This is a genomic window from Nocardioides oceani (assembly GCF_030412965.1).
Taxonomy (GTDB): Bacteria; Actinomycetota; Actinomycetes; order Propionibacteriales; family Nocardioidaceae; genus Nocardioides; species Nocardioides oceani.
This window is the reverse complement of record NZ_JAUHJQ010000004.1, coordinates 127,931-150,574: the sequence shown is the minus strand read 5'-3', so window position 1 is coordinate 150,574 and position 22,644 is coordinate 127,931. Positions and strand designations below refer to the sequence as shown.

Annotated in this window: 20 protein-coding genes; 14 read left to right on the top strand and 6 right to left on the bottom strand. The window is 72.7% G+C overall.

The genetic code is table 11. The features are described from left to right. Positions 1–31 precede the first annotated feature (31 nt). Together QWY28_RS12045 and QWY28_RS12040 are read left to right on the top strand one after the other, a co-directional pair. The gene (locus tag QWY28_RS12045) at positions 32–433 is read left to right on the top strand and encodes a hypothetical protein (RefSeq protein ID WP_300952804.1); all 402 of its coding nucleotides are present in this window, start codon (positions 32–34) and stop codon (positions 431–433) included. A gap of 69 nt (positions 434–502) precedes the next feature. After that, positions 503–1,756, top strand: coding sequence for an MFS transporter (locus tag QWY28_RS12040; RefSeq protein WP_300952803.1), 1,254 nt, complete (start codon positions 503–505; stop codon positions 1,754–1,756). Here QWY28_RS12040 and QWY28_RS12035 read toward each other — a convergent pair. Next, positions 1,714–2,583, bottom strand: coding sequence for a GNAT family N-acetyltransferase (locus QWY28_RS12035; RefSeq protein WP_300952802.1), 870 nt, complete (start codon positions 2,581–2,583; stop codon positions 1,714–1,716). The genes QWY28_RS12040 and QWY28_RS12035 overlap by 43 nt on opposite strands. Before the next feature lie 125 nt (positions 2,584–2,708). Between QWY28_RS12035 and trpS the strand changes: the two genes are divergently transcribed. Genes trpS through QWY28_RS12015 form a run of 4 tightly spaced genes read left to right on the top strand, consistent with a single transcriptional unit; the run spans position 2,709 to position 5,589 of the window. Then, positions 2,709–3,767, top strand: a complete 1,059-nt coding sequence (gene trpS, locus QWY28_RS12030; RefSeq protein WP_300952801.1) for a tryptophan--tRNA ligase — start codon at positions 2,709–2,711, stop codon at positions 3,765–3,767. A 10-nt stretch (positions 3,768–3,777) separates the two neighbouring features. Next, on the top strand, positions 3,778–4,290 hold the full coding sequence (locus QWY28_RS12025; RefSeq protein WP_300952800.1) for a 2'-5' RNA ligase family protein: 513 nt from the start codon (positions 3,778–3,780) through the stop codon (positions 4,288–4,290). Between the two features lie 37 nt (positions 4,291–4,327). After that, positions 4,328–5,374: a YihY/virulence factor BrkB family protein gene (locus QWY28_RS12020; protein WP_300952799.1), complete on the top strand. Its 1,047-nt coding sequence runs from the start codon at positions 4,328–4,330 to the stop codon at positions 5,372–5,374. Then, complete coding sequence (locus tag QWY28_RS12015; RefSeq protein WP_300952798.1) at positions 5,371–5,589, top strand: SCO4848 family membrane protein; 219 nt, start codon at positions 5,371–5,373, stop codon at positions 5,587–5,589. Before QWY28_RS12020 ends, QWY28_RS12015 begins: the two co-directional genes overlap by 4 nt. Positions 5,590–5,709: 120 nt before the next feature. Here QWY28_RS12015 and QWY28_RS12010 read toward each other — a convergent pair whose 3' ends face one another. The 5 genes from QWY28_RS12010 to QWY28_RS11990 form a co-directional block, all read right to left on the bottom strand. Then, positions 5,710–6,453, bottom strand: a complete 744-nt coding sequence (locus QWY28_RS12010; protein WP_300952797.1) for a succinate dehydrogenase/fumarate reductase iron-sulfur subunit — start codon at positions 6,451–6,453, stop codon at positions 5,710–5,712. Then, entirely contained in the window at positions 6,450–8,492 is a 2,043-nt protein-coding gene (locus QWY28_RS12005) for a fumarate reductase/succinate dehydrogenase flavoprotein subunit (RefSeq protein WP_300952796.1), read from the bottom strand. The genes QWY28_RS12010 and QWY28_RS12005 overlap by 4 nt, the downstream gene beginning before the upstream one ends. A 12-nt stretch (positions 8,493–8,504) precedes the next feature. Then, the gene (locus QWY28_RS12000) at positions 8,505–9,206 is read right to left on the bottom strand and encodes a succinate dehydrogenase cytochrome b subunit (protein WP_300952795.1); all 702 of its coding nucleotides are present in this window, start codon (positions 9,204–9,206) and stop codon (positions 8,505–8,507) included. A 116-nt stretch (positions 9,207–9,322) separates the two neighbouring features. Beyond that, a complete protein-coding gene (locus QWY28_RS11995) occupies positions 9,323–10,393 on the bottom strand; it encodes a glycosyltransferase (RefSeq protein ID WP_300952794.1) in 1,071 nt (356 codons plus the stop codon). 82 nt (positions 10,394–10,475) lie between these two features. Further along, complete coding sequence (locus tag QWY28_RS11990) at positions 10,476–10,904, bottom strand: hypothetical protein (RefSeq protein WP_300952793.1); 429 nt, start codon at positions 10,902–10,904, stop codon at positions 10,476–10,478. A gap of 92 nt (positions 10,905–10,996) precedes the next feature. On the opposite strand from QWY28_RS11990, the gene QWY28_RS11985 reads away from it, so the two are divergent. The 8 genes from QWY28_RS11985 (at position 10,997) to QWY28_RS11950 (ending at position 22,643) form a co-directional block, all read left to right on the top strand. Next, complete coding sequence (locus tag QWY28_RS11985) at positions 10,997–12,745, top strand: methylmalonyl-CoA mutase family protein (protein ID WP_300952792.1); 1,749 nt, start codon at positions 10,997–10,999, stop codon at positions 12,743–12,745. Further along, positions 12,742–14,904, top strand: coding sequence for a methylmalonyl-CoA mutase (gene scpA / locus QWY28_RS11980; RefSeq protein ID WP_300952791.1), 2,163 nt, complete (start codon positions 12,742–12,744; stop codon positions 14,902–14,904). The genes QWY28_RS11985 and scpA overlap by 4 nt, the downstream gene beginning before the upstream one ends. After that, complete coding sequence (meaB, locus tag QWY28_RS11975; RefSeq protein ID WP_300952790.1) at positions 14,904–15,899, top strand: methylmalonyl Co-A mutase-associated GTPase MeaB; 996 nt, start codon at positions 14,904–14,906, stop codon at positions 15,897–15,899. The genes scpA and meaB overlap by 1 nt, the downstream gene beginning before the upstream one ends. Before the next feature lie 100 nt (positions 15,900–15,999). Beyond that, positions 16,000–17,082, top strand: a complete 1,083-nt coding sequence (locus QWY28_RS11970; RefSeq protein ID WP_300952789.1) for a ScyD/ScyE family protein — start codon at positions 16,000–16,002, stop codon at positions 17,080–17,082. A 135-nt stretch (positions 17,083–17,217) separates the two neighbouring features. Then, entirely contained in the window at positions 17,218–18,411 is a 1,194-nt protein-coding gene (locus QWY28_RS11965) for an amidohydrolase (RefSeq protein WP_300952788.1), read from the top strand. 174 nt (positions 18,412–18,585) lie between these two features. Beyond that, the gene (locus tag QWY28_RS11960) at positions 18,586–19,677 is read left to right on the top strand and encodes a BMP family lipoprotein (RefSeq protein ID WP_300952787.1); all 1,092 of its coding nucleotides are present in this window, start codon (positions 18,586–18,588) and stop codon (positions 19,675–19,677) included. Positions 19,678–19,857: 180 nt separating this feature from the next. Then, on the top strand, positions 19,858–21,384 hold the full coding sequence (locus QWY28_RS11955; RefSeq protein WP_300952786.1) for an ABC transporter ATP-binding protein: 1,527 nt from the start codon (positions 19,858–19,860) through the stop codon (positions 21,382–21,384). Then, positions 21,381–22,643, top strand: a complete 1,263-nt coding sequence (locus tag QWY28_RS11950) for an ABC transporter permease (RefSeq protein ID WP_300952785.1) — start codon at positions 21,381–21,383, stop codon at positions 22,641–22,643. Before QWY28_RS11955 ends, QWY28_RS11950 begins: the two co-directional genes overlap by 4 nt. Position 22,644 lies beyond the last annotated feature (1 nt).

Below are 22,644 nucleotides of genomic sequence, written 5' to 3'. Positions count from 1 at the left end.
CGGTCGTTGCACCGACGTGCGCACCCTCCTCGTGACGACCGCCCTCACGACCGCCCTGGCCACCACCGTGCTCGCCGGGTGCTCGGAGGCCGAGGACATCGTGCGCGGGGCGGCCGAGGACGCCGGGTGCGCCGCTGCGCAGCAGGCGATGGACGAGGCCGAGCGCCGCGTCCGCGACGCCGTCGGGGACCTGCGGGCCGACCCCCGGGCCGCAGAGCGGGAGCTCAGCGCCGTCCGGGACGTCCTGGCCGCCGCCGAGCAGGGCCTCGGCGGCGAGACCCGCGAGCAGGTGGACCGTGCCGGGAAGGCGGTCGACGAGCTCCTCACCCAGGCGCGCGGCGCCACCGAGGGGACGCAGGTCGACGACGTCGCGGTCGACGAGGCCGAGCGCCAGCTCGACGGCGCCGTCGGCGAGATCACGACCGTCTGCTGACCCGACGCGGAATAGGCCGGGGCCCGGCCCCGGTTGGAGGATGAGGCACGCCCCCGACCGGAAGGCCTCATGACCTCCACCGCGCCCGCGTCCGCGCCTCCTGCCGACGTCGCCACCCCTCCCGGTGGACGCCGGTTCGTGCTGGCGGTGCTCGCCCTCGCGGTCGGCGGGTTCGCGATCGGCACGACGGAGTTCGTGACGATGGGCCTGCTGCCCCAGATCGCGGAGGGCATCGAGGTCTCCGAGCCGACCGCCGGGCACGTCATCTCGGCGTACGCCCTCGGCGTCGTCGTCGGCGTCCCCATCCTGTCGTTCTTCGCCGCCCGCCTCCCGCGACGCGGCCTGCTCGTCGGTCTGATGGCGGCGTACGCCGCGTTCAACCTGCTCAGCGCGGCGGCCACCGGCTACGGCCTGCTGACCGTCGCCCGCTTCCTCGACGGGCTGCCGCACGGTGCGTACTTCGGCGTGGCCAGCCTGGTCGCGGCCAACCTGACCACGCCGGAGAAGCGCGGCCGTGCGGTCGCCAGCGTGATGCTCGGCCTCAGCGTGGCCAACGTCGTCGGCGTGCCGGCCGCGACGTGGGTGGGCCAGCACCTCGGCTGGCGGGCGGCGTACGTCATCACCGCGGCGATCGCGGCGCTGACCATGCTGCTGATCCTGGCGTTCGTGCCGTCGGTGCCCGGCGACAAGGAGGCGACCGGCCGCAAGGAGGCCCGCGACTTCTTCGGCAACCGCCAGGTGTGGCTGACGATGGCGGCCGGTGCGGTCGGCTTCGGTGGGATGTTCGCGGTGTACTCCTACATCGCCACCACCGTCACCGACGTCAGCGGGCTCGGCAGCGGCACGGTGCCGTTCTTCCTGCTGGCCTTCGGCCTCGGCATGGTCGTCGGCACCTGGCTCGGCGGCGAGCTGGCCGCCTGGTCGGTCTTCCGCTCGCTCATCTGGTCCGGCATCGGCTCGACGCTGGTGATGGTGCTCTTCTGGGCCGTCGCGCCGTACGGCTGGTGGCTGCTGCCGGTGGTCTTCGCGATCACCGTGATCGGGTCCGTGCTCGTCACCAACCTCCAGGTGCGGCTGATGGACGTCGCCGGCAACGCCGTCACCCTCGGCGCGGCGATGAACCACGCCGCGCTCAACCTGGCCAACGCCCTCGGCGCCTGGCTCGGCGGCCTGGTCATCGCGGCGGGCCTGGGTTACCGGGCGCCCGCGCTGGTCGGCGCGGGGCTCTCCGTGCTCGGCGTCGCGATCCTGCTGTGGTCCGCGGTGAGCCACCGCCGGGGTCAGGACGTCGCGTCCGGCTCCGAGGCCGCCATCCGGTCGTAGAGCGCCATGTCGACGTGGCCGGCGCGGGTCCAGGCGCCGAGCCGCTCGACGCCGTAGAGCTCGAACCCGCAGGCCTCGATCACCCGCCGCGACGCGGTGTTCCCCACCGCGGCGAACGCGCGGACCCGGCGCACCCCGAGCGTGTCGAACGCGTAGGCCACCACCGCCTCGGTCGCCCGCGCCGCCACCCGGCGCCCGCGCGCGTCCGGGTGGGTCCAGTAGCCCACCTCGCAGTCGACGCCCTCGGTCAGGTCGAACCACCCGACCGAGCCGAGCGCCCGGTCGGGTCCCTGCTCGTCGGCCGGGTCGACCACGGCCCAGTTCATCCCGGTGCCGGCCGCCAGCCGCTCGGCGGTCTGCCGCAGCCAGGTCCGCGCCGCGTCCGGGGTGTACGGCGACGGCACCTGGCCCAGCCAGCGCTGGGTCTCGGCGTCGGCGCAGCCCTCGACGATCCGCGGGACGTCGGACTCCCGCCACGGGCGCAGCACCAGGCCGCCCGCCTCGAGCTCGGGCACCACGAGCCACGGGTGCGGCGGCTCGAGCGGGTCCTCGCGCAGCAGCGTGCCGACCCAGGCGTCGGACCGGCCGCCGTCCGGCCCCGGGAGCCAGTCGCGCAGCATCCCGTCGCCCGAGAACCCGGCCGCGTGCAGCAGGTGGCGGACCTCCCACGCGTCGACGGCGACGTACGCCGCGACGCACTGCAGGTCGGGAGCGGCGAAGGCCGCAGCGAGGAGCTCGCGGAGGTCGGCCAGCGCCGGGAGCGGCCCGGACGGGAGCCGGAGCTCGGCGCGCCCGGACCCGAGGTCGAGGACGGTGGCGGTGCTCATGGCCGGCAGCCTGTCACGCCTCGTCGCCGGGGTCGGGCCTCCTCGGCCGTGGCGGGCGACCGTCCACGGCGACCGGCGTCGTACCCCCTGCTCGGGAGGGGGCGCGTCCGGGGGAGAATAGGCCCATGTCCACCACCACCCAGCCTGCGACGGCCGCGCCCACCGCGGCGTCCGGTGGCGCCCGCCCCCGGGTGCTGTCGGGGATCCAGCCGACGGCCGACTCGTTCCACTTCGGCAACTACCTCGGCGCGCTGCGGCAGTGGGTGGACCTCCAGCGCGACCACCAGCCGTTCTTCTTCATCGCCGACCTGCACGCGATCACCGTCGAGCAGGACCCCAAGGTGCTCCGCGAGCGCTCGCTGCGCGCGGCCGCGCAGCTGCTCGCGATGGGCATCGACCCGGCCCGGTCCTCGATCTTCATCCAGTCCCAGGTGCCGGCGCACGCGCAGCTGGGGTGGGTGCTGCAGTGCCTGACCGGCTTCGGCGAGGCGCGGCGGATGACGCAGTTCAAGGACAAGTCGGCCAAGCAGGGGGAGGGCGCGGCGAGCGTCGGGCTGTTCACCTACCCCGTGCTGCAGGCCGCCGACATCCTACTCTACCGCCCGCACTACGTGCCGGTCGGCGAGGACCAGCGCCAGCACCTCGAGCTCACCCGCGACCTCGCGCAGCGGTTCAACAGCCGCTACAAGAAGACCTTCCGGCTCCCGGAGCCCTACATCCTCAAGGCGACCGCGAAGATCGCCGACTTGCAGGAGCCGACCCGCAAGATGTCGAAGTCGGCGTCCTCCGCGGCCGGGATCATCGACATGCTCGACGACCCCAAGGTCAGCGCGAAGAAGGTCCGCTCGGCGGTCACCGACTCCGGCTCGGAGATCCGCTTCGACACCGAGGAGAAGCCGGGCGTGAGCAACCTGCTCACCATCCACTCCGCGCTCACCGGCACCGCGATCGGCGACCTCGAGCAGGAGTACGCCGGCCGCGGCTACGGCGACCTGAAGAAGGACCTCGCCGAGATCGTCGTCGACTTCGTGACGCCGTTCCGCGAGCGGACCCTCGAGCTGCTGGACGACCAGGCCCACCTGACGTCGGTGCTGCAGCAGGGCGCCGAGGCCGCGGGGGCGGTGGCGGAGGCGACGCTGCGCGACGTCTACCAGCGGGTCGGCTTCGTCGCGGCGGCCCAGTAGGGTCGGGGGGATGCCGACGATCGGGGTTGCCGTGGCGATCCCCCAGCCCTGGGCCAGCGAGCTCCAGGACTACCGGACCGCGCTCGGGGACGAGACCGCGACGATGATCCCCACCCACATCACCCTGGTCCCGCCGACCGAGCTCGCCGAGGACGACGTCGCGGCCGTCGAGGAGCACCTCGCCGCGGTGGCGGACCGGCAGCCGACGTTCCTCGTGCACCTGCGCGGCACCGGCACCTTCCGGCCGGTCTCGCCGGTGGTCTTCGTGTCGCTGGTCGAGGGCATCTCCCAGTGCGAGCAGCTGGCCGCCGCCGTACGTCGCGGGCCGCTCGAGGTGGAGCTGGCCTACCCGTACCACCCGCACGTGACCATCGCCCACCACCTCGGCGACGAGCAGCTCGACCAGGCCTTCGAGGACCTGGCGGACTTCGAGTGCGAGTTCCTCGTCGAGGAGTTCCACCTCTACGTCCACGACGCCGCGCTCGGCTGGCAGCCGAGCCGCGACTTCACCCTGCAGGGCTGATCGGGCCGCATCCCGCGGCGGTGGGTACCTGCGGGGCATGCCATCCCTGCAGGCGCGCGTCACCGACGGCGTGCACGACGTACGGCGACGCCGGCCGTTCGTCGACCACCTGGTCCGGATGCAGGAGCACTACGGCTCGACCCAGGCCTCGCAGCAGGCCGGCGCGGTGACGTACTTCGCGTTCCTGTCGTTCTTCCCGATCCTCGCCCTGTCGCTGTTCACGGTCGGCCTGGTCTCCGAGGTCTACCCCGACGCCAACCGCAACCTGCGCGACGCGATCGCCTCGGTCCTGCCGGGGATCGTCGGGCCCGACGAGGGGCAGGTGTCGCTGGAGCAGATCCGCACCTTCCGCGGCTGGGCGGCGGTCATCGGTCTCGCCGGCGTGCTGTACTCCGGCCTCGGCTGGCTCTCCGCGATGCGGGCCGCCCTGCAGACGGTCTTCGTGATGCCGCAGCGCGAGCACCCGAACTTCGTCTTCGGCAAGCTGCGCGACGCGATGACCCTCGCGGTGATCGGCACCGTGCTGCTCGTCGCGGTCGCCGTCGCCGGCTTCGTCGGCCGGTTCTCCGAGGACATCCTGGGCTGGCTCGGGCTCGACCAGGAGCTCGGCTGGCTGGTCAAGCTGCTCACCGTGGCGCTCGGCCTGGGCGCCAACGCGGTGCTGTTCTACGCCCTGTACGCCCTGCTCGCCCAGCCCCGCCTCCCGCGCTCCTCGCTGCTGCAGGCGGCCCTGCTCGGCGCCGTCGGTTTCGAGGTGCTCAAGCAGGCCTCGGGGCTGCTGCTGGCCTCGACCAAGGAGCAGCCGGCCTTCCAGGCGTTCGGCATCGCGCTGATCCTGCTGGTCTGGATCAACTACTTCTCGCGGGTCGTGCTGTACTCGGCTGCGTTCGCGTACACCTCGCCCGCGGCCATGGCCCAGCGCGTGCTGGAGCCGGCCGACCCGGTGCAGGGGCCGCGGACGCCGACGCCCCGCGAGCTGCGCGCGCAGCACTCGGGCGTCCGGGCCGCGTTCGCCCCGTTCGCGGCCGGAGGAGCGGCCGCCCTCGGGCTGGTCGCGCTGCTGAGGAGGAAGAGGACCGGATGAAGCTCGAACGACGGCACGGCTGGCTGCTGGTGGGGGTCGCGGTGTGGAACTTCCTCACCTACGCGATGTTCACCCGCAACCTCTGGAGCGCCCACGCCGAGGGCGAGGACCGCCCCACCGGCTACTGGGTCGCCCACTCCGTGCTCATCGTCGTCAACGTCGCCATCGGCGTCGTCCTCGCCCGCCTCGGCGTGAAGGCGCTGCGCCGGCGGTAGCCGGTGGTGCAGGGGGCGCAGGGGTCCCCGGTCAACCGGTGACCCCTGCACCCCAGAACGCACGAACGGCCCCACCCGGAAGGGGAGGGGCCGTCGTACGAGGCGGGGGGACCGGCGGGGTCAGCGACCCTGCTTGAGCGCGGTGCGCAGGTCCTTGTTGAGCTGGGAGATCACGTCGAGCGGGATCTCCTTGGGGCAGGCGGCGGTGCACTCGCCGATGTTGGTGCAACCACCGAAGCCCTCGGCGTCGTGCTGGCCGACCATGTTGACGACCCGCTCGTAGCGCTCCGGCTGGCCCTGGGGGAGCTCGCCGAGGTGGGTGATCTTGGCACCCATGAACAGCGAGGCCGAGCCGTTGGGGCAGGCCGCGACGCAGGCACCGCAGGCGATGCAGGTGGCGACGTCGAAGGCGCGGTCGGCCTTCTTCTTCTCCACCGGGGCGGCGTGGGCGTCGGGGGCCGAGCCGGTGTTGGCGGAGATGTAGCCGCCGGCCTGGATGATCCGGTCGAACGCGCCGCGGTCGACGATGAGGTCGCGCAGGACCGGGAAGACGTCCGAGCGCCACGGCTCGATGGTGATGTCGTCGCCGTCCTTGAACGAGCGCATGTGCAGCTGGCAGGTCGTGGTGACCTCCGGCCCGTGCGCCTGCCCGTTGATCATCAGGCCGCAGGTGCCGCAGATGCCCTCGCGACAGTCGGAGTCGAAGGCGACCGGCTCCTCGCCCTGCTCGTTGAGCTGCTCGTTGAGCACGTCGAGCATCTCGAGGAAGCTCATGTCCTCCGAGACGCCGTCGAGCTCGTACTTCTGCATCGACCCGGCCGACGCCGCGTCGCGCTGACGCCAGATGTTGAGGGTGAGTCTCACTTGTAGCTCCGCTGCTTCATCTCGATGGCCGTGTAGATCAGGTCTTCCTTGTGCAGGACGGGCAGGCCGTCCTCGCCGCCCCACTCCCAGGCCGCGACGTAGGCGAACTCGTCGTCGTGGCGCAGCGCCTCGCCGTCCTCGGTCTGGGACTCGGCGCGGAAGTGGCCGCCGCAGGACTCGCGGCGGTTGAGGGCGTCGATGCACATCAGCTCGCCGAGCTCGATGAAGTCGGCGACGCGGCCGGCCCGCTCGAGGCTCTGGTTGATGCTCTCGTTGGTGCCGAGGACCCTCAGGTTGGTCCAGAACTCCTGCTTGAGCTCGCGGATGAGGTCGATGGCCTTGCGCAGGCCCTCCTCGCTCCGCTCCATGCCGCAGTACTCCCACATGATGTTGCCGAGCTGCTTGTGGAAGGAGTCGGCGCTGCGGGTGCCGTTGATGGAGAGGAACTTCTGGATCCGCTGCTCCACGTCGGTCCGGGCCTCGACGACGGCCGGGTGGGCCTCGTCGATCTTCTCGAACGGGCCGTCGGCGAGGTACTCGCGGATGGTGTTCGGGAGGACGAAGTAGCCGTCGGCCAGGCCCTGCATGAGCGCCGAGGCGCCCAGCCGGTTCGCGCCGTGGTCGGAGAAGTTGGCCTCGCCGGTGACGAACAGGCCGGGGATCGTCGACTGCAGGTGGTAGTCGACCCACAGGCCGCCCATCACGTAGTGGACCGCCGGGTAGATGCGCATCGGCGTGGCGTACGGGTCCTCGCCCGTGATCCGGGCGTACATGTCGAACAGGTTGCCGTACTTCGTCTCGACGGCCTTGCGACCCATCCGGGCGATCGCGTCGGCGAAGTCGAGGTAGACACCGCGACGGACCTGGACCTCGCGGCCGTCCTCGCCGACCTCGGTGACGGCGGGACCGACGCCGCGGCCCTCGTCGCACATGTTCTTCGCCTGGCGCGAGGCGATGTCGCGAGGGACCAGGTTGCCGAAGGAGGGGTAGATCCGCTCCAGGTAGTAGTCGCGGTCCTCCTCGGGGATGTCACGGGGGTCCTTGTCGCAGTCCTCAGCGCGCTTGGGCACCCAGATCCGGCCGTCGTTGCGCAGCGACTCCGACATGAGCGTCAGCTTCGACTGGTGCGCGCCGGAGACCGGGATGCACGTCGGGTGGATCTGCGTGTAGCAGGGGTTGGCCATGTAGGCGCCCTTGCGGTGCGCGCGCCACGCGGCGGTGACGTTGGAGCCCATCGCGTTGGTCGAGAGGAAGAAGACGTTGCCGTAGCCGCCGTTGGCGAGCACGACGACGTCGGCGAGGTGGGTCTCGATCTCACCGGTGACGAGGTCGCGGGCGATGATGCCGCGGGCCTTGCCGTCGGCGACGATCACCTCGAGCATCTCGTGGCGGGTGTACTGCTGGACCGTGCCGGCCGCGACCTGCCGCTCCATGGCCTGGTAGGCGCCGAGCAGCAGCTGCTGGCCCGTCTGGCCGCGGGCGTAGAAGGTGCGGGAGACCTGCACGCCGCCGAACGAGCGGTTGTCGAGCAGGCCGCCGTACTCACGGGCGAAGGGGACGCCCTGCGCGACGCACTGGTCGATGATGTTCGCGCTGACCTCGGCCAGGCGGTAGACGTTCGACTCGCGCGAGCGGTAGTCGCCGCCCTTGACGGTGTCGTAGAAGAGACGGAACGTCGAGTCCCCGTCCTCCTTGTAGTTCTTGGCCGCGTTGATGCCGCCCTGGGCGGCGATCGAGTGGGCCCGGCGCGGGGAGTCCTGGTAGCAGAAGGACTTCACGTTGTAGCCGGCCTCGCCGAGCGTGGCGGCCGCGGCGCCGCCGGCCAGGCCGGTCCCGACGATGATGATGTCGAGCTTGCGGCGGTTGGCCGGGTTGACCAGGCGGTTGTCGAAGATGCGCTGGGTCCAGCGCTGGCCGATCGGGCCGGCGGGGGCCACGGGGTCGACCAGCGGGTCACCGGGCGTGTAGTAGCCGCGCGCGTCGTCGGAGACCTGCTGGGAGGGCTGGTTGAGGGGCGAGGTGCCCTGGGCGGAGGCCATGGTGCGCCTTCCTTACTTCTCGATGATGCCGGCGAGGACGGACAGGGGGACGAGCGAGAAGCCGCCGGCGATCACGACCGCGAGCACCCAGCCGGCCTGCTTGGCGCGGGCGCGGGAGGAGGCGGTGTTGGTGAAGCCGAGGGTCTGGATCGCGCTGAAGGTCCCGTGGTGCAGGTGGAGGCCCAGGGCGAGCATCGCCAGCAGGTAGATGACGGTCATCCACCACACGTCGAAGGAGTCGACCATCAGGTTGTAGGGGTCGTCGGTCGACCCGCCTGCGGGATTCACCTTCGGGACCGTGAAGTTGAGCAGGTGCCAGACGATGAACAGCAGCAGCGCCAGGCCGCCCCAGCGCATGGTGCGCGAGGAGAGCGAGGAGTGCTGGTTCTTCTTGACCTGGTACTTCACGGTGCGCGCCTTCGCGGCGCGGCGCCACAGGGCGTACGCCGAGGCGACGTGCGCGATGAGCGCGACGATCAGCAGCAGGCGCATCACCCAGAGGAAGCCCTCGTGGGGGAGCAGCGGCTCGCCGAACTCCCGCAGGTGATGGGCGTACTCGTTGAACGCGTCGTGGCCGGCGAACGCCTTGAGGTTGCCGTACATGTGCGCGAGCACGTAGCCGATGAAGACGAGGCCGCTGACGGCCATGACGATCTTGAGCGCCACGGTGGAGCGCGTCGCGCGCGCCCCCTTGACGAGGGTCGGGGTTGCCACGAGGTGCCACGCTACCTCCCGGCCCGGGCCCCGTGCGCGGCGAGGCGTGTGACATACGCCTTGTTACCGGCGGGTCAGGAACTTCGCGCGGTCCTCGGACGTCGTCCCGGGGTTGGTCACCCCACCGGGACGAGGGCGGTACGCCGCGTGGCCAGCGGCGCCAGGTGACGCTCCACGAGCTCGTCGACCGCGTCGGTCCAAGACCGCTCCAGGGCGAGCTCACGGGCCCGCTCGCCGAGCAGCCAGCGGTGCCGGTCGCCCGCGACGACCGCCACGGCCCGCGCCAGCCCCAGCGGGTCGCCGACCGGGTGCAGCAACCCGGTCTCCAGCGGCCGCACCACCTCACGGGCGCCGCCGGCGCGCGGCGCGACGACCGGCACCCCGCTGGCGGCCGCCTCACGGAGCACGTGGCAGCAGGTCTCCTCCTCGCCCGGGTGCACGAGCACGTCGAGGCTGGCGAGGGCCACGGCCAGGTCGCCGGGGCCGAGCGCCCCGGTGATCCGCGCCTCGGGCAGCCGCTCGGCGAGCCAGTCGCGCTGCGGGCCGTCGCCGATCAGCACCGGACGGATGCCGGGCACCTGGGCGAGGCCCGCCAGGCGGCGTACACCGTGGCGCTTGTGGAGCCCGCCGACGTACCCGACCACCACCCGCGGGCCGTCCGCGGACCGCGCCCGGGCCCAGCGGTCGTGGAGCCACGGGTCGCGCAGGGCCGGGCTGAACCGCGCGGTGTCCACCCCGGGGAGCCACACCTGCGTGTCGATCGCGGCGCCGGCCATCCGGGCCGCGAACCACGGTGCGGTCACGAGCACCCGGTCGGCGCGGCCGGCGACGCGGGTGCGCCACCGGTCGAGCTCGGGGGTGGTGAGGGCGGCCTGCTGCACCACGAGGGTGGGTACGCCGAGGCGCCGGGCGTGCTTGAGCGCCTTGCGGCCGAGGGCCCCGGGCGAGGTCACGTGGACCACGTCGGGCCGGAACGCCTCGAGCGACGCGCGGACCTGCGCGCCGGTGCGCTCCAGCGGGCCGACGCGGTCGACCCGGCAGCCGCGGTAGTCGGCCAGCCCCGGCGCCGGTGCGACCAGGCGCACCTCGTGGCCGAGGTCGACGAGCCGGTCGACCGTCGCCTTGACGGTCGTGGTCGTCGCGTCGACGGCCGGGTAGTAGGTCTCGGTCACCATCGAGATCCGCATGCGCCCACCGTGACGACGTCGGGTGACGCCCCGACCGCGTCGGCGTGCACGGTGGGTGAACGTCCGGGCCCTGCGGGTCGGGTCAGGGGTGTTCGAGCGGCGGGGCGTCGATGGTGCGCTCGGGGGTGTCGCCGCGGCGGACGGCGTCCGCGACGGCGGCGATGCGGTCCCGGCTGGCCGACCAGCTGCCGGCGTCGACCTCCCACCACGGCGTGAAGCCGCGTCGCGCCTCGACGTGCCAGTGCCTCCCGCGCGCCACCCGCCAGGCGACCGCAAAGGGCAGCACGAGCAACAGGACGAGCAGCTCGAGCCAGGCGACGGCGACGACGAGGAGGAAGGGCAGGAGCAGCAGGACCGCGAGGAGGGAGAGCACCAGGCTGACGGGGTCGTCGCCCGCGAGGGAGAAGCTCCCGCTCGGCACGGCGTCCAGCCCGTCCCTGAACCGCCGCCGCCACGGCACCCAGCGACGGGTGATCCGCCACGTCTGGCCCGAGGGGTCCTTGACCTTCACGAGCGGCACCGTAGCGGCGACGTCCGGACCGGACGGGTCGAAAAGGTCACACTCGGTGGTCACCGTCACGTCACGTCCTTATCGTTCGCCCCATGACGCAACCCCAAGGCGCGGTGGAGGGCGGCCTGGACGAGCCGACCGAGCTGGAGCCGGAACAGGGCACGCTCGACCTGGCCGGTGACGGCGACCGCTGGACGGTGCAGGACTGGGAGCAGGCCGCGGCCGCGGTGCTCCGCAAGTCCCGCCGGCTCAGGGACGACGACCCGGACGCCACGGTCTGGACCAAGCTGACCCGCACGACGCTGGACGGCATCGAGGTCACCCCGCTCGGCACGCCGTCCCTCCTCCAGGACCTGCACACCGAGGGGCGGCCCACCCGCGTGGGTCCCTGGGACGTGCGGGCGCACCTCGGCGGGACCGGGGTCGCGGCGAAGCAGGCCAACGAGGAGGCGCTCGTCGACCTCGACGGCGGCGTGGCCTCGCTGTGGCTCACCGCCGACGCGGACACCGACCTGCCGGCGCTGCTCGAGGGCGTGCTGCTCGACCTCGCCCCGGTCGTCCTCGACGCGCCGACCGCGCCGGTCGCCGTGGCCGAGGCGTTCCTCGCGCACCTCTGCGGCACGACGCCCGCGGACGGCACCAACCTCGGCGTCGACGGCCGTGCGTCCGAGGAGGACCTGGTCGCCGTCGCCCGCCTCGCGCAGGAGGGGGGCGTGCTCGGCGTCGTCGTCGACGCGACCGTCGCCCACGACCTCGGCGCCTCCGACGCCCAGGAGCTCGGCTACTCGATGTGGGTGGCCGCCCGCGTGCTCCGCGTGCTGACCGGGGCGGGCATCGGGCTCGACGAGGCCGCCGCGCTGGTGGAGTTCCGGTACGCCGCGACCGACGAGCAGTTCCCGACCATCGCCAAGCTGCGCGCCGCCCGCCGGCTCTGGGCCCGCGTGCTCGAGCTGAGCGAGGCCGCCCCGGCCGAGCAGCGCCAGCACGTCGTGACCAGCCGGCCGATGATGAGCAAGTACGACCCCTACGTGAACATGCTGCGCACCACCGTCGCCGCGTTCTCCGCCGGCGTCGGCGGCGCGGACGCGGTCACGGTGCTGCCGTTCGACACCCCGCTCGGCCGCCCCGACGGCTTCGGTCGCCGGATCGCCCGCAACACCTCACACCTCCTGGTCGACGAGGCGCACGTCGCCAAGGTCGCCGACCCGGCGGGCGGCTCGTACGCCGTCGAGAAGCTCACGGACGACCTGGCCGTCGCCGGGTGGGAGGTGCTCGGCCGCCTCGACTCCGGCGAGTCTCTCGACGACGCGATCGCCGAGACCGTGGCGCGCCGTGAGCGCGAGATCGCCACCCGCAAGCGCCCGATCACCGGGCTCACCGAGTTCCCGAACCTCGCCGAGCAGCTGCCCGAGCGCACGCCGGACCCGGCCGCCGAGGCGGTCCGCCGCTACGGGGCCGCCTTCGAGGAGCTGCGCGACGCCCCGGCGGCCCGACCCGTCTTCCTCGCGACGATGGGCACGGTCGCGGCGCACACCGCGCGGGCGACGTTCGCGACGAACCTGCTCGCCGCCGGCGGCATCGCCGTCGAGCTCGCCGGGCCGACCCAGGGCGTCGACGACGTGGTGGCGGCGTACGACGCCTCGACCACGCCGGTGGTCTGCCTCGCCGGCTCCGACGCGGCGTACGACGAGTGGGCCGACCAGCTGGTGCCCGCCCTGCGCGAGGCCGGCGCCCGGCACGTCGTCGTCGCGGGCAAGCCGCGCGACGGCGTCGACGACTCCTGCGCGATGGGCGTCGACGCCCTCGCGTTCCTCACCCGCACGAGGGAGCACCTGTCATGACGGTCCCGAACAGCTTCGCCGGCCTGCCGCTCACCGGTGGCGCGGGCGCGCCGTCCACGACCCCGGACGCCGAGGCGTGGACCTCGCCCGAGGGCATCGAGATCAAGCCCGTCTACACCGACGCCGACATCGCCGGCCTCGACGCCCTCGACACGTTTCCGGGCCTGAGCCCGTTCCTGCGCGGGCCCTATCCGACGATGTACACCACCCAGCCGTGGACGATCCGGCAGTACGCCGGCTTCTCCACCGCCGAGGAGTCCAACGCCTTCTACCGCCGCAACCTCGCGGCCGGCCAGAAGGGCCTCTCGGTCGCCTTCGACCTCGCGACCCACCGCGGCTACGACTCCGACCACCCGCGCGTCCGCGGCGACGTCGGGATGGCCGGCGTGGCGATCGACTCGATCTACGACACCCGCACGCTCTTCGACGGCATCCCGCTCGACGAGATGTCGGTCTCGATGACCATGAACGGCGCCGTCCTGCCGGTGCTCGCGCTCTACATCGCGGCGGCCGAGGAGCAGGGGGTGAAGCCGGAGCAGCTCGCGGGGACGATCCAGAACGACATCCTCAAGGAGTTCATGGTCCGCAACACCTACATCTACCCGCCGGCGCCGTCGATGCGGATCATCTCCGACATCTTCGCCTTCACCAGCCAGCGGATGCCGCGGTTCAACTCGATCTCGATCTCCGGCTACCACATGCAGGAGGCCGGGGCGACCGCCGACCTGGAGCTCGCCTACACGCTGGCCGACGGCGTGGAGTACATCCGCGCCGGCCTCGAGAGCGGCCTGACCATCGACCAGTTCGCGCCGCGCCTGAGCTTCTTCTGGGCGATCGGCATGAACTTCTACATGGAGGTCGCCAAGATGCGCGCCGCCCGCGCGCTGTGGTCGCGCCTGGTGCGCCAGTTCGACCCGCAGAACCCCAAGTCGCTCAGCCTCCGCACGCACTCCCAGACCTCCGGCTGGTCGCTGACCGCCCAGGACGTCTTCAACAACGTCCAGCGCACCGCGATCGAGGCGATGGCCGCGACCCAGGGCCACACCCAGTCGCTGCACACCAACGCCCTCGACGAGGCGATCGCGCTGCCGACCGACTTCTCGGCGCGCATCGCCCGCAACACCCAGCTCCTGCTGCAGCAGGAGAGCGGCACCACCGGGACGATCGACCCGTGGGCGGGCTCCTACTACGTCGAGCGGCTGACCCACGACATCGCCGAGCGCGCCTGGGCCCACATCCAGGAGGCCGAGCAGGCCGGCGGCATGGCCAAGGCCATCGAGCAGGGCATCCCGAAGATGCGCATCGAGGAGGCCGCGGCCCGCACCCAGGCGCGGATCGACTCCGGCGCGCAGAAGGTCATCGGCGTCAACACCTACCGGCTCGCCGCCGAGGACAAGCTCGACGTGCTCAAGGTCGACAACGACGACGTCTACCGCCAGCAGGTCGCCAAGCTCGAGCGGCTGCGCGCGGAGCGTGACGACGACGCCGTACGCCGCGCGCTCGAGGCGCTCACGGGCAGCGCCGAGCGGGGCGCGGGGCAGGGCCTCGACGGCAACCTGCTCGGGCTGGCCGTCGATGCCGCGCGGGCCAAGGCGACCGTCGGCGAGATCTCCGAGGCGCTGGAGAAGGTCTACGGCCGGCACCAGGCCGTCATCCGTACGATCTCCGGCGTGTACCGCGACACCGCCGGCGAGGGCGACGGCACCCTGGTCCAGCAGGTCCTCGCCGCCACTGCGGAGTTCGAGGAGAACGAGGGCCGCCGCCCGCGCATCCTCGTCGCGAAGATGGGCCAGGACGGCCACGACCGCGGCCAGAAGGTCATCGTCTCCGCCTTCGCCGACATGGGCTTCGACGTCGACGTGGGGCCGCTGTTCTCCACGCCCGAGGAGGTCGCGCAGCAGGCGGTCGACGCCGACGTCCACATCGTCGGGGTCAGCTCGCTCGCCGCGGGCCACCTCACGCTCCTGCCGGCGCTGCGCGACGCGCTCGCCGAGCAGGGGAGGTCCGACATCATGATGGTGATCGGAGGGGTGATCCCGCCCGACGACGTCCCGACGCTCGTGGAGATGGGCGCCGCCGCGGTGTTCCTCCCCGGCACGGTGATCGCCGAGTCGGCGCTCGACCTGCTGGCCCGGCTGCGCGAGCAGCTCGGTCACTGATGCCGCCGGACGTCCCCACGCTCGTCGAGGGGATCCGGGCCGGCCGGCGGGCCGCGGTCTCCCAGGCGATCACGCTGGTGGAGTCCTCGCGCCCGCAGCACCGGGCGCTGGCCCGCGAGCTGCTGACCGAGCTGGCCGAGGTCTCCGGGGGCCGCGAGGTCGTCCGGGTCGGCATCTCCGGCGTGCCCGGGGTCGGGAAGTCCACCTTCATCGAGGCGCTCGGGAGCCGGCTGACCGCGGCCGGGCACCGGGTCGGGGTGCTCGCGGTCGATCCGTCCTCGGTGCGCACCGGCGGGTCGGTGCTGGGCGACAAGACCCGGATGGGCCGGCTCGCCTCGGACCCCCGGGCGTTCATCCGGCCCTCGCCGAGCGCCGGCACCCTGGGTGGCGTCGCCCGCGCGACGGTGCAGGCGATGGCGGTGCTCGAGGCGGCGGCGTACGACGTGGTGCTGGTGGAGACGGTCGGCGTCGGGCAGTCCGAGGTCACGGTCGCGGGGATGGTCGACACCTTCCTCTTCCTCACCCTCGCGCGCACCGGCGACCAGCTGCAGGGCATCAAGAAGGGCATCCTCGAGATCGCGGACGTCATCGCGGTCAACAAGGCCGACGGCGACCGCGAGGGCGAGGCGCGGGTCGCGGCCCGCGACCTGGCCGGCGCCCTCCGCCTCGTGCGCGGCATGGAGGAGTGGGCGCCGCCGGTGGTCACCTGCTCCGGCCTGACCGACGTCGGCGTGGACGACCTGTGGGAGCGGGTCCTGGCCCACCGCGAGCACCTCGGCACCGACGGGCTGGCCCGCAAGCGCGCCGAGCAGCAGCTGGACTTCACGTGGGCGATGGTCCGCGACGAGCTCGAGCAGCGGCTGCGGCACTCGCCCGCGGTCCGGGCCGTCCGCGACGACGTCCGCGCCGCGGTGCTGGCCGGCGAGCTGCCCGCCACCGTGGCCGCCGACCGCGTCCTCGCGGCGTACGACGAGGGGCGAACCTCGGGGGAGTGACCCGGACGGGTCCCCCGAAGATGGGACATCTGCCTCATGCGGACGGGACATCGGGCCGCGCAGGATCGTGACCACAGTCACCCCTGCTTGGAGGAACCCGATGAAGCGCACCACGCTCGCCGCGGCCTCGGTCGCCGCGCTCGCCCTGACCCTGCCGACGACCGGCGCCGCCACGGCAGCCCCCGCCGCCCCCGCCCCGGCCGCCGACGCCCAGGTCGTCGCCAAGGGGCTGCTCAGCCCGCTCAGCCTCGCGGTGAAGTCCAACGGCACCGCCTACGTCGCCCAGAACTTCGCCGGCCGGCTCATGAAGGTCCGCAAGGGCGAGAAGCCCGTCGTCGTCGCCACCGCGATGGAGGGCCGCGAGATCGGCGCCGTCGACGTGACCGGCAACGTCATCACCTACGCCGTGTCGTGGGGTGAGAACGAGGGCGGCATCGTCCGGCAGGTCCGCAACGGCAGGACCCGCACCATCGGCGACATCGGTGCGGCCGAGCGGGCGACCGACCCCGACGCCGGGAACGCCTACGGCTTCCAGGGCCTCGAGGAGGGCTGCGAGGCGCCGGAATTCACCGAGCCGCGCGGCGGCGTGACCGAGACCCACCCGTACGCCACGGCGGTCGCCGGTGACACGGTGTACGTCGCGGACGCCGGCGCCAACGCGGTCTTCGCCGTCACCGGGGGAGAGGTGACGCCCGTGGCGGCCCTGCCGCCCGTGGCGGTCGAGGTCTCCGAGGAGGCGGCGGCCGCGCAGGAGTGGGACCCCTGCGTCGCGGGGCACACCCTCAACCTCGAGGCGGTGCCCACCGACATCGAGGTCGGCCGGGACGGCGCGCTCTACGTGAGCAGCCTCGGCCCGGAGAACCCGCTCCTCGGCGCGGAGGGCGGCGTGTTCAAGATCGACCCGGCCACCGGCACGGTCACCCGGCACGTCAGCGGCTTCGTCGGCGTCACCGGCCTGGCGGTCGCCACCAACGGCGACGTCTACGTCACCGAGCTCTTCGGCGGGGCGATCACCAAGGTCCCGGCCGGCGGCGGGGACCGCGTCGTCGTGCGGCGCCCGGCGATGCCTGCCGCGGTCGAGCTCAAGGGCGGCTCCCTGTGGGCCACCACCAACGCGATGACCGGCCTGTCCGGCGAGCCCGGCGACGTCCCCAACGGCAAGGTCATGCGCTTCGGCCTCTGACCCGCCGCCCTCTCCCCTGCCCGCTCCCCGCCTCGTGATGCCCACCGTGCGCCCCGGCGCACGCGTGGCATCACGAGGCGGGGGTGCGTGGGGGGCGCGAGGGGTGCGGTGCGGGGGACTAACCTGGGGAGCCTGATGTCCAGGGACCCCCGCGTGCACGACCTGATCCGCGAGGCCGTCGAGAAGCACGAGGCGGAGCTCGTCGACCTGCGACGTGACCTGCACGCCCACCCGGAGCTGTCCTGGCACGAGGAGCGCACGTGCGCGCTCGTGGCCGATCGGGTCGAGGAGGCCGGCTGGCGGGTGACCCGGATGCCGCGGTCCGGCGTCGTCGCCGAGCTGGGGGAGCGGGGTCCGGTGGCCGCGCTGCGCGCCGACCTCGACGCGCTCCCCGTGCACGACGTCACCGACGACCCGTGGCGCAGCACCGTGCCGGACGTCGCGCACGCGTGCGGCCACGACGTGCACACCACCGCCGTGGTGGGGGCGGCGCTCGCGCTCGCGCGGGTGCACGAGGAGGGGCTGCTGGGCGGCCGAGTGCGGCTGTTCTTCCAGCCCGCCGAGGAGGTCATGCCCGGCGGCGCGGTGCACCTGATGAGCCTGGGCGTCCTCGAGGACGTCGACCGGATCTTCGCCCTGCACTGCGACCCGGGGGTCGACGTCGGCCAGGTCGGGCTGCGGCTGGGCCCGCTGACCAGCGCCGCCGACCGGGTCGAGGTCCGCCTGGAGGGCCGCGGCGGGCACACCAGCCGCCCGCACCTCACCGGCGACCTCACCTTCTCGCTGGCCAAGGTGACCACCGAGCTCCCCGCCGTGCTCAGCCGCCGGATGGACCCCCGCGCGGGCGTCTCGGTCGTGTGGGGCATGGTCCGGGCCGGCGCCGCGCCCAACGTCATCCCCGACGTCGGCTCGCTGGCGGGCACGGTCCGCATCCTCGACGCGGTCGCCTGGGCCGACTGCGAGCAGATCGTGCGCGAGGTCGTGCACGAGATCGTGGCGCCGTACGGCGTGACGGCCGTCGTGGACTACCAGCGCGGCGTGCCGCCGGTGGTCAACGAGCCGATCTCCAACCGGATCCTCGCCCGCGCCGTGCACGACGTGCTCGGCGACGGCGGCCAGGTGGTCGCGCCGCAGAGCCTCGGCGGAGAGGACTTCGGCTGGTACCTCGACCAGGTCCCCGGCGCGATGATGCGCCTGGGCACGCGTACGCCGGGCGGGCCGACGTACGACCTGCACCAGGGCGACCTCCGGGTCGACGAGCGGGCGATCGGCATCGGGGCCCGGGTGCTCGCCGAGGCGGCGGCCGCCGCGGTGGCGACCGACCGCTAGCCGGCGCCCGGGCCGCCCGGGTCCAGAGGTAGCGGGCGGGTCACGGCGCAGGTAACAACCGGGACACGACGCCCCCGATCCGGTCGTCGGGGTCCTCCGGTCGCCTTAGGGTGTCTCGATGCCCCGTCCGGGGCGAGCGACACAGAGCGACAAACAGACCCCAGGAGGGATGCCGTGAAGAAGACGGCACGTATGGCAATGGTGGCCGGGCTGGTGGCCCTCTCGCTGACGGCGTGCGGTGAGCGCGACAGCGAGGAGAGCGCGAGCGACCCGACCTCGTCGGCCCCCACCAGCGAGGCCACCTCCGAGGCGCCGAGCGAGCAGTTCCCCGACTTCAAGGCCTGCATCGTCTCCGACTCCGGCGGCTTCGACGACAAGTCCTTCAACCAGACCTCGTACGCCGGCCTGACCAAGGCCGCCGAGGACTACGGCGTGCAGACCGCCGAGGTGGAGTCCAACGCTCCCTCGGAGTTCGGCGACAACATCAACGAGATGGTGCAGCAGGGCTGCAACAGCATCACGACCGTCGGCTTCCTCCTCGGTGACGCCACCGAGGCCGCTGCGAAGAAGAACAAGGACATCGACTTCTCGATCGTCGACTTCGCCTACGAGAAGCCGCAGCCGAACGTCAAGGGCCTGACCTTCAACACCGCCGAGCCGTCCTTCCTCGCGGGCTACCTCGCCGCGGCGAAGTCCGAGACCGGCACCGTCGGCACCTTCGGTGGCGTCAACATCCCCACCGTCACCATCTTCATGAACGGCTTCTACCAGGGCGTCCAGAAGTACAACGAGGACGAGGGCGCCGACGTCCAGGTCATCGGGTGGAACCCCGAGACCCAGGAGGGTTCGTTCACGAACGACTTCGAGAACAAGACCCTCGGTCAGTCCACCGCCGAGGAGATGATCACCCAGGGTGCCGACGTGATCTTCCCGGTCGCCGGTCCCGCGGGCCTCGGTGGCCTGCAGGCCGCCCAGGACAACGACGTCAAGGCCATCTGGGTCGACACCGACGGCTGCGAGTCGGCCGCCGAGTACTGCGACGTGCTGCTGACCTCGGTCGTCAAGGCCATGGACGTCGCCGTCGAGCAGGCCATCCTCGAGTCGGCGCAGGGCACCTTCTCCAGCGAGCTCTACGAGGGCACGCTGGAGAACGAGGGCGTCGGCCTGGCGCCGTTCGGCCCGGAGGCTGACATCGACGACGAGCTCGCCAGCAAGATCGACGAGCTCAAGCAGCAGATCATCGACGGCGAGATCACCGTCGAGTGACCTCGGTCCGCCCGTCCCGCCACCCGGCGGGCCGGGCGGGCCAGCGGGGCAGGCCCGGGGCGGGGCGACCCACCCCCGGCCTGCCCCTTATCGTCTTGTGGTCGTCCGGAGCCCGGGACCGGGTGCGGACGGCCGGCGGCGCAACGACGCGCCGCGACCGGCACACCAGTCGAGGAGACCATGAAGCTGGAGATCAAGGGGCTGACCAAGCGGTTCGGCTCCTTCACCGCCAACGACCACATCGACCTCACGGTCGAGCCCGGCGAGATCCACTGCCTCCTCGGCGAGAACGGTGCCGGCAAGTCCACCCTGATGAACATGCTCTACGGCCTGCTCGACCCCACCGAGGGCGAGATCGTGGCCGACGGGACGCCGGTCACCTTCGCCACGCCCGGCGAGGCCATCGACGCCGGCATCGGCATGGTCCACCAGCACTTCATGCTGGTCCCGGTCTTCACCGTCGCCGAGAACGTCATGCTCGGCCGCGAGCAGACCCGCGGCGCCGGCGTGCTCGACCGCCGCGCCGCCTCCCGGCTCGTGCGCGAGCTCTCCGACCGCTACGGCCTCGCGGTCGACCCCGACGCGCTGGTCGAGGACCTCCCCGTGGGCGTGCAGCAGCGCGTGGAGATCCTCAAGGCCCTGGCCAACGACGCCAAGGTGCTCATCCTCGACGAGCCGACCGCGGTGCTGACGCCGCAGGAGATCGACGAGCTCATGGGCATCATGCGCGGGCTCAAGGAGCAGGGCACCTCGATCATCTTCATCACCCACAAGCTGCGCGAGGTCAAGGCGATCGGTGACCGGATCAGCGTGATCCGCCGCGGCAAGGTGGTGGGTACGGCGCAGCCGTCGGCCAGCGAGGCCGAGCTGGCCGAGCTGATGGTCGGCCGCTCGGTGCAGCTGACCGTGGACAAGGCCGCCCCCACGGCCGGCGACGTCGTGCTCGAGGCGCGCCACGTCAGCGTGGTCGACCCCCGCGGCCACCTCGTCGTCAAGGACGTCTCGTTCGAGGCGCGCGGCGGCGAGGTGCTCGGCATCGCGGGCGTCCAGGGCAACGGGCAGACCGAGCTGATCAAGTCGCTGCTCGGGCTGGTGCGGCCCGACGCCGGCCAGATCTTCGTCGAGGGCCGCGACATCAGCCGTCACGGCCCGCGCCAGAGCCTGGAGGAGGGGATCGGCTACGTCCCCGAGGACCGCTCGCACGACGGGTTCGTCGGGTCCTTCAGCGTCCGGGAGAACCTGGTGCTGGACCTGTTCCGCAACGACGAGTTCTCCCGCGGGCCGGTGCTCAGGCGCGACGCCATCGAGGCCAACGCCCGGCACCGGATCGAGGAGTTCGACATCCGCACCGAGACGATGGAGACGCCGGTGGCGTCCCTGTCCGGCGGCAACCAGCAGAAGGTCGTGGTGGCCCGGGAGTTCTCCCGGCCGCTGAAGGTGCTGATCGCCTCCCAGCCGACCCGCGGCGTGGACGTCGGCTCGATCGAGTTCATCCACAAGCGGATCGTCGCCGAGCGCGACCGCGGCACCGCGGTGATCATCGTGTCGACCGAGCTCGACGAGATCTACGCGCTCTCCGACCGCATCGCGGTCATGTACGACGGCCGCATCGTCGGCACCGTCGACCCCAGCATCCCCCGTGAGGAGATCGGACTGATGATGGCCGGGGCCAGCACCCCTGCAGCCGCGAACGGTGGTGCGGCATGAGCGAGACCCCGAACGGCCCGGCCGGCCCCGCGGGCCCCGGGAACCCGGGGACCCCGCCGCCGGCGGGCGACCAGGGCCAGGGCACGACCACCCAGGGCGGCGTACCGGCCGGCAAGAAGGAGGCCGGGCGCGACCGCGACCTGGCCTCGTGGCTGCCCACCGTCGTGGACAGCATCGCGGCGGTCGTCCTCGCGCTGGTCGTCGGCGCCGTGCTCATCATGTTCTCGACCCCGCGGGTCGTGGAGTCGCTGAGCTACTTCTTCAGCTACCCCTGGGACTTCTTCAAGTTCTCCGGCGAGGCGATCTGGGACGGCTACCGCGCCCTGATCTCCGGCTCGGTCGGGTCCGGCACCGCCTGGACCCGCACCCTCGAGCGGGCCGCCCCGCTGATCTGCGCCGGCCTCGGCGTGAGCCTGGCGTTCCGCGCCGGCATGTTCAACATCGGTGCCCAGGGCCAGATCCTGCTCGGGGCGCTCGTCGGCGGGTTCATCGGCTTCCACTACGACCTCCCGGCCGGCATCCACCTGCTCGCGGCGCTCGCCGGCGCGCTGGTCGCCGGCGGCCTGTGGGGCGCGATCGCGGGTGTCCTCAAGGCCCGCACCGGCGCGCACGAGGTGATCACCACGATCATGCTCAACTACGTCGGCCGCTTCACGATGCTCTACTTCCTCGGCAAGGAGGCGCTCCAGCGCCCCGACAGCGACAACCTGCTGTCGCCGCCGGTCGACGACAGCGCGGCGTACCCGACCATCGGCGGCGTGCACCTCGGCGTGCTGCTGGCCGTCGTCGCCGCGCTGTTCGTGTGGTGGCTGCTCGAGCGCAGCACGCTCGGCTTCGAGATGCGCGCGGTGGGGGCGAACCCCGACGCCGCCCGCACCGCCGGCATGAGCGTCGCGCGGGTCTACGTGCTGGCGATGACGCTGGCCGGCGTGCTCGCCGGTCTCGCCGCGACGATGACCGTCCTGGGCCGCCAGGACTCGCTGACCGACCAGGTCGCGGGCACCGTCGGATTCGACGCGATCACGGTCGCGCTGCTGGGCCGCACGACGCCGCTGGGCACCGTGCTGGCCGGCCTGCTGTTCGGCGCGCTCTCCGCGGGCGGCCTGAGCATGCAGGGCGCGGCCGGCGTGCCGCCGGAGCTCACGCAGGTGCTGCAGGCGCTGATCGTGCTCTTCGTGGCGGCGCCCGCGCTGGTGCGCGGGATCTTCCGGCTGCGCGGCCAGGGCCGCAAGGCCGACGTGATGGCGACGGGTTGGTGAG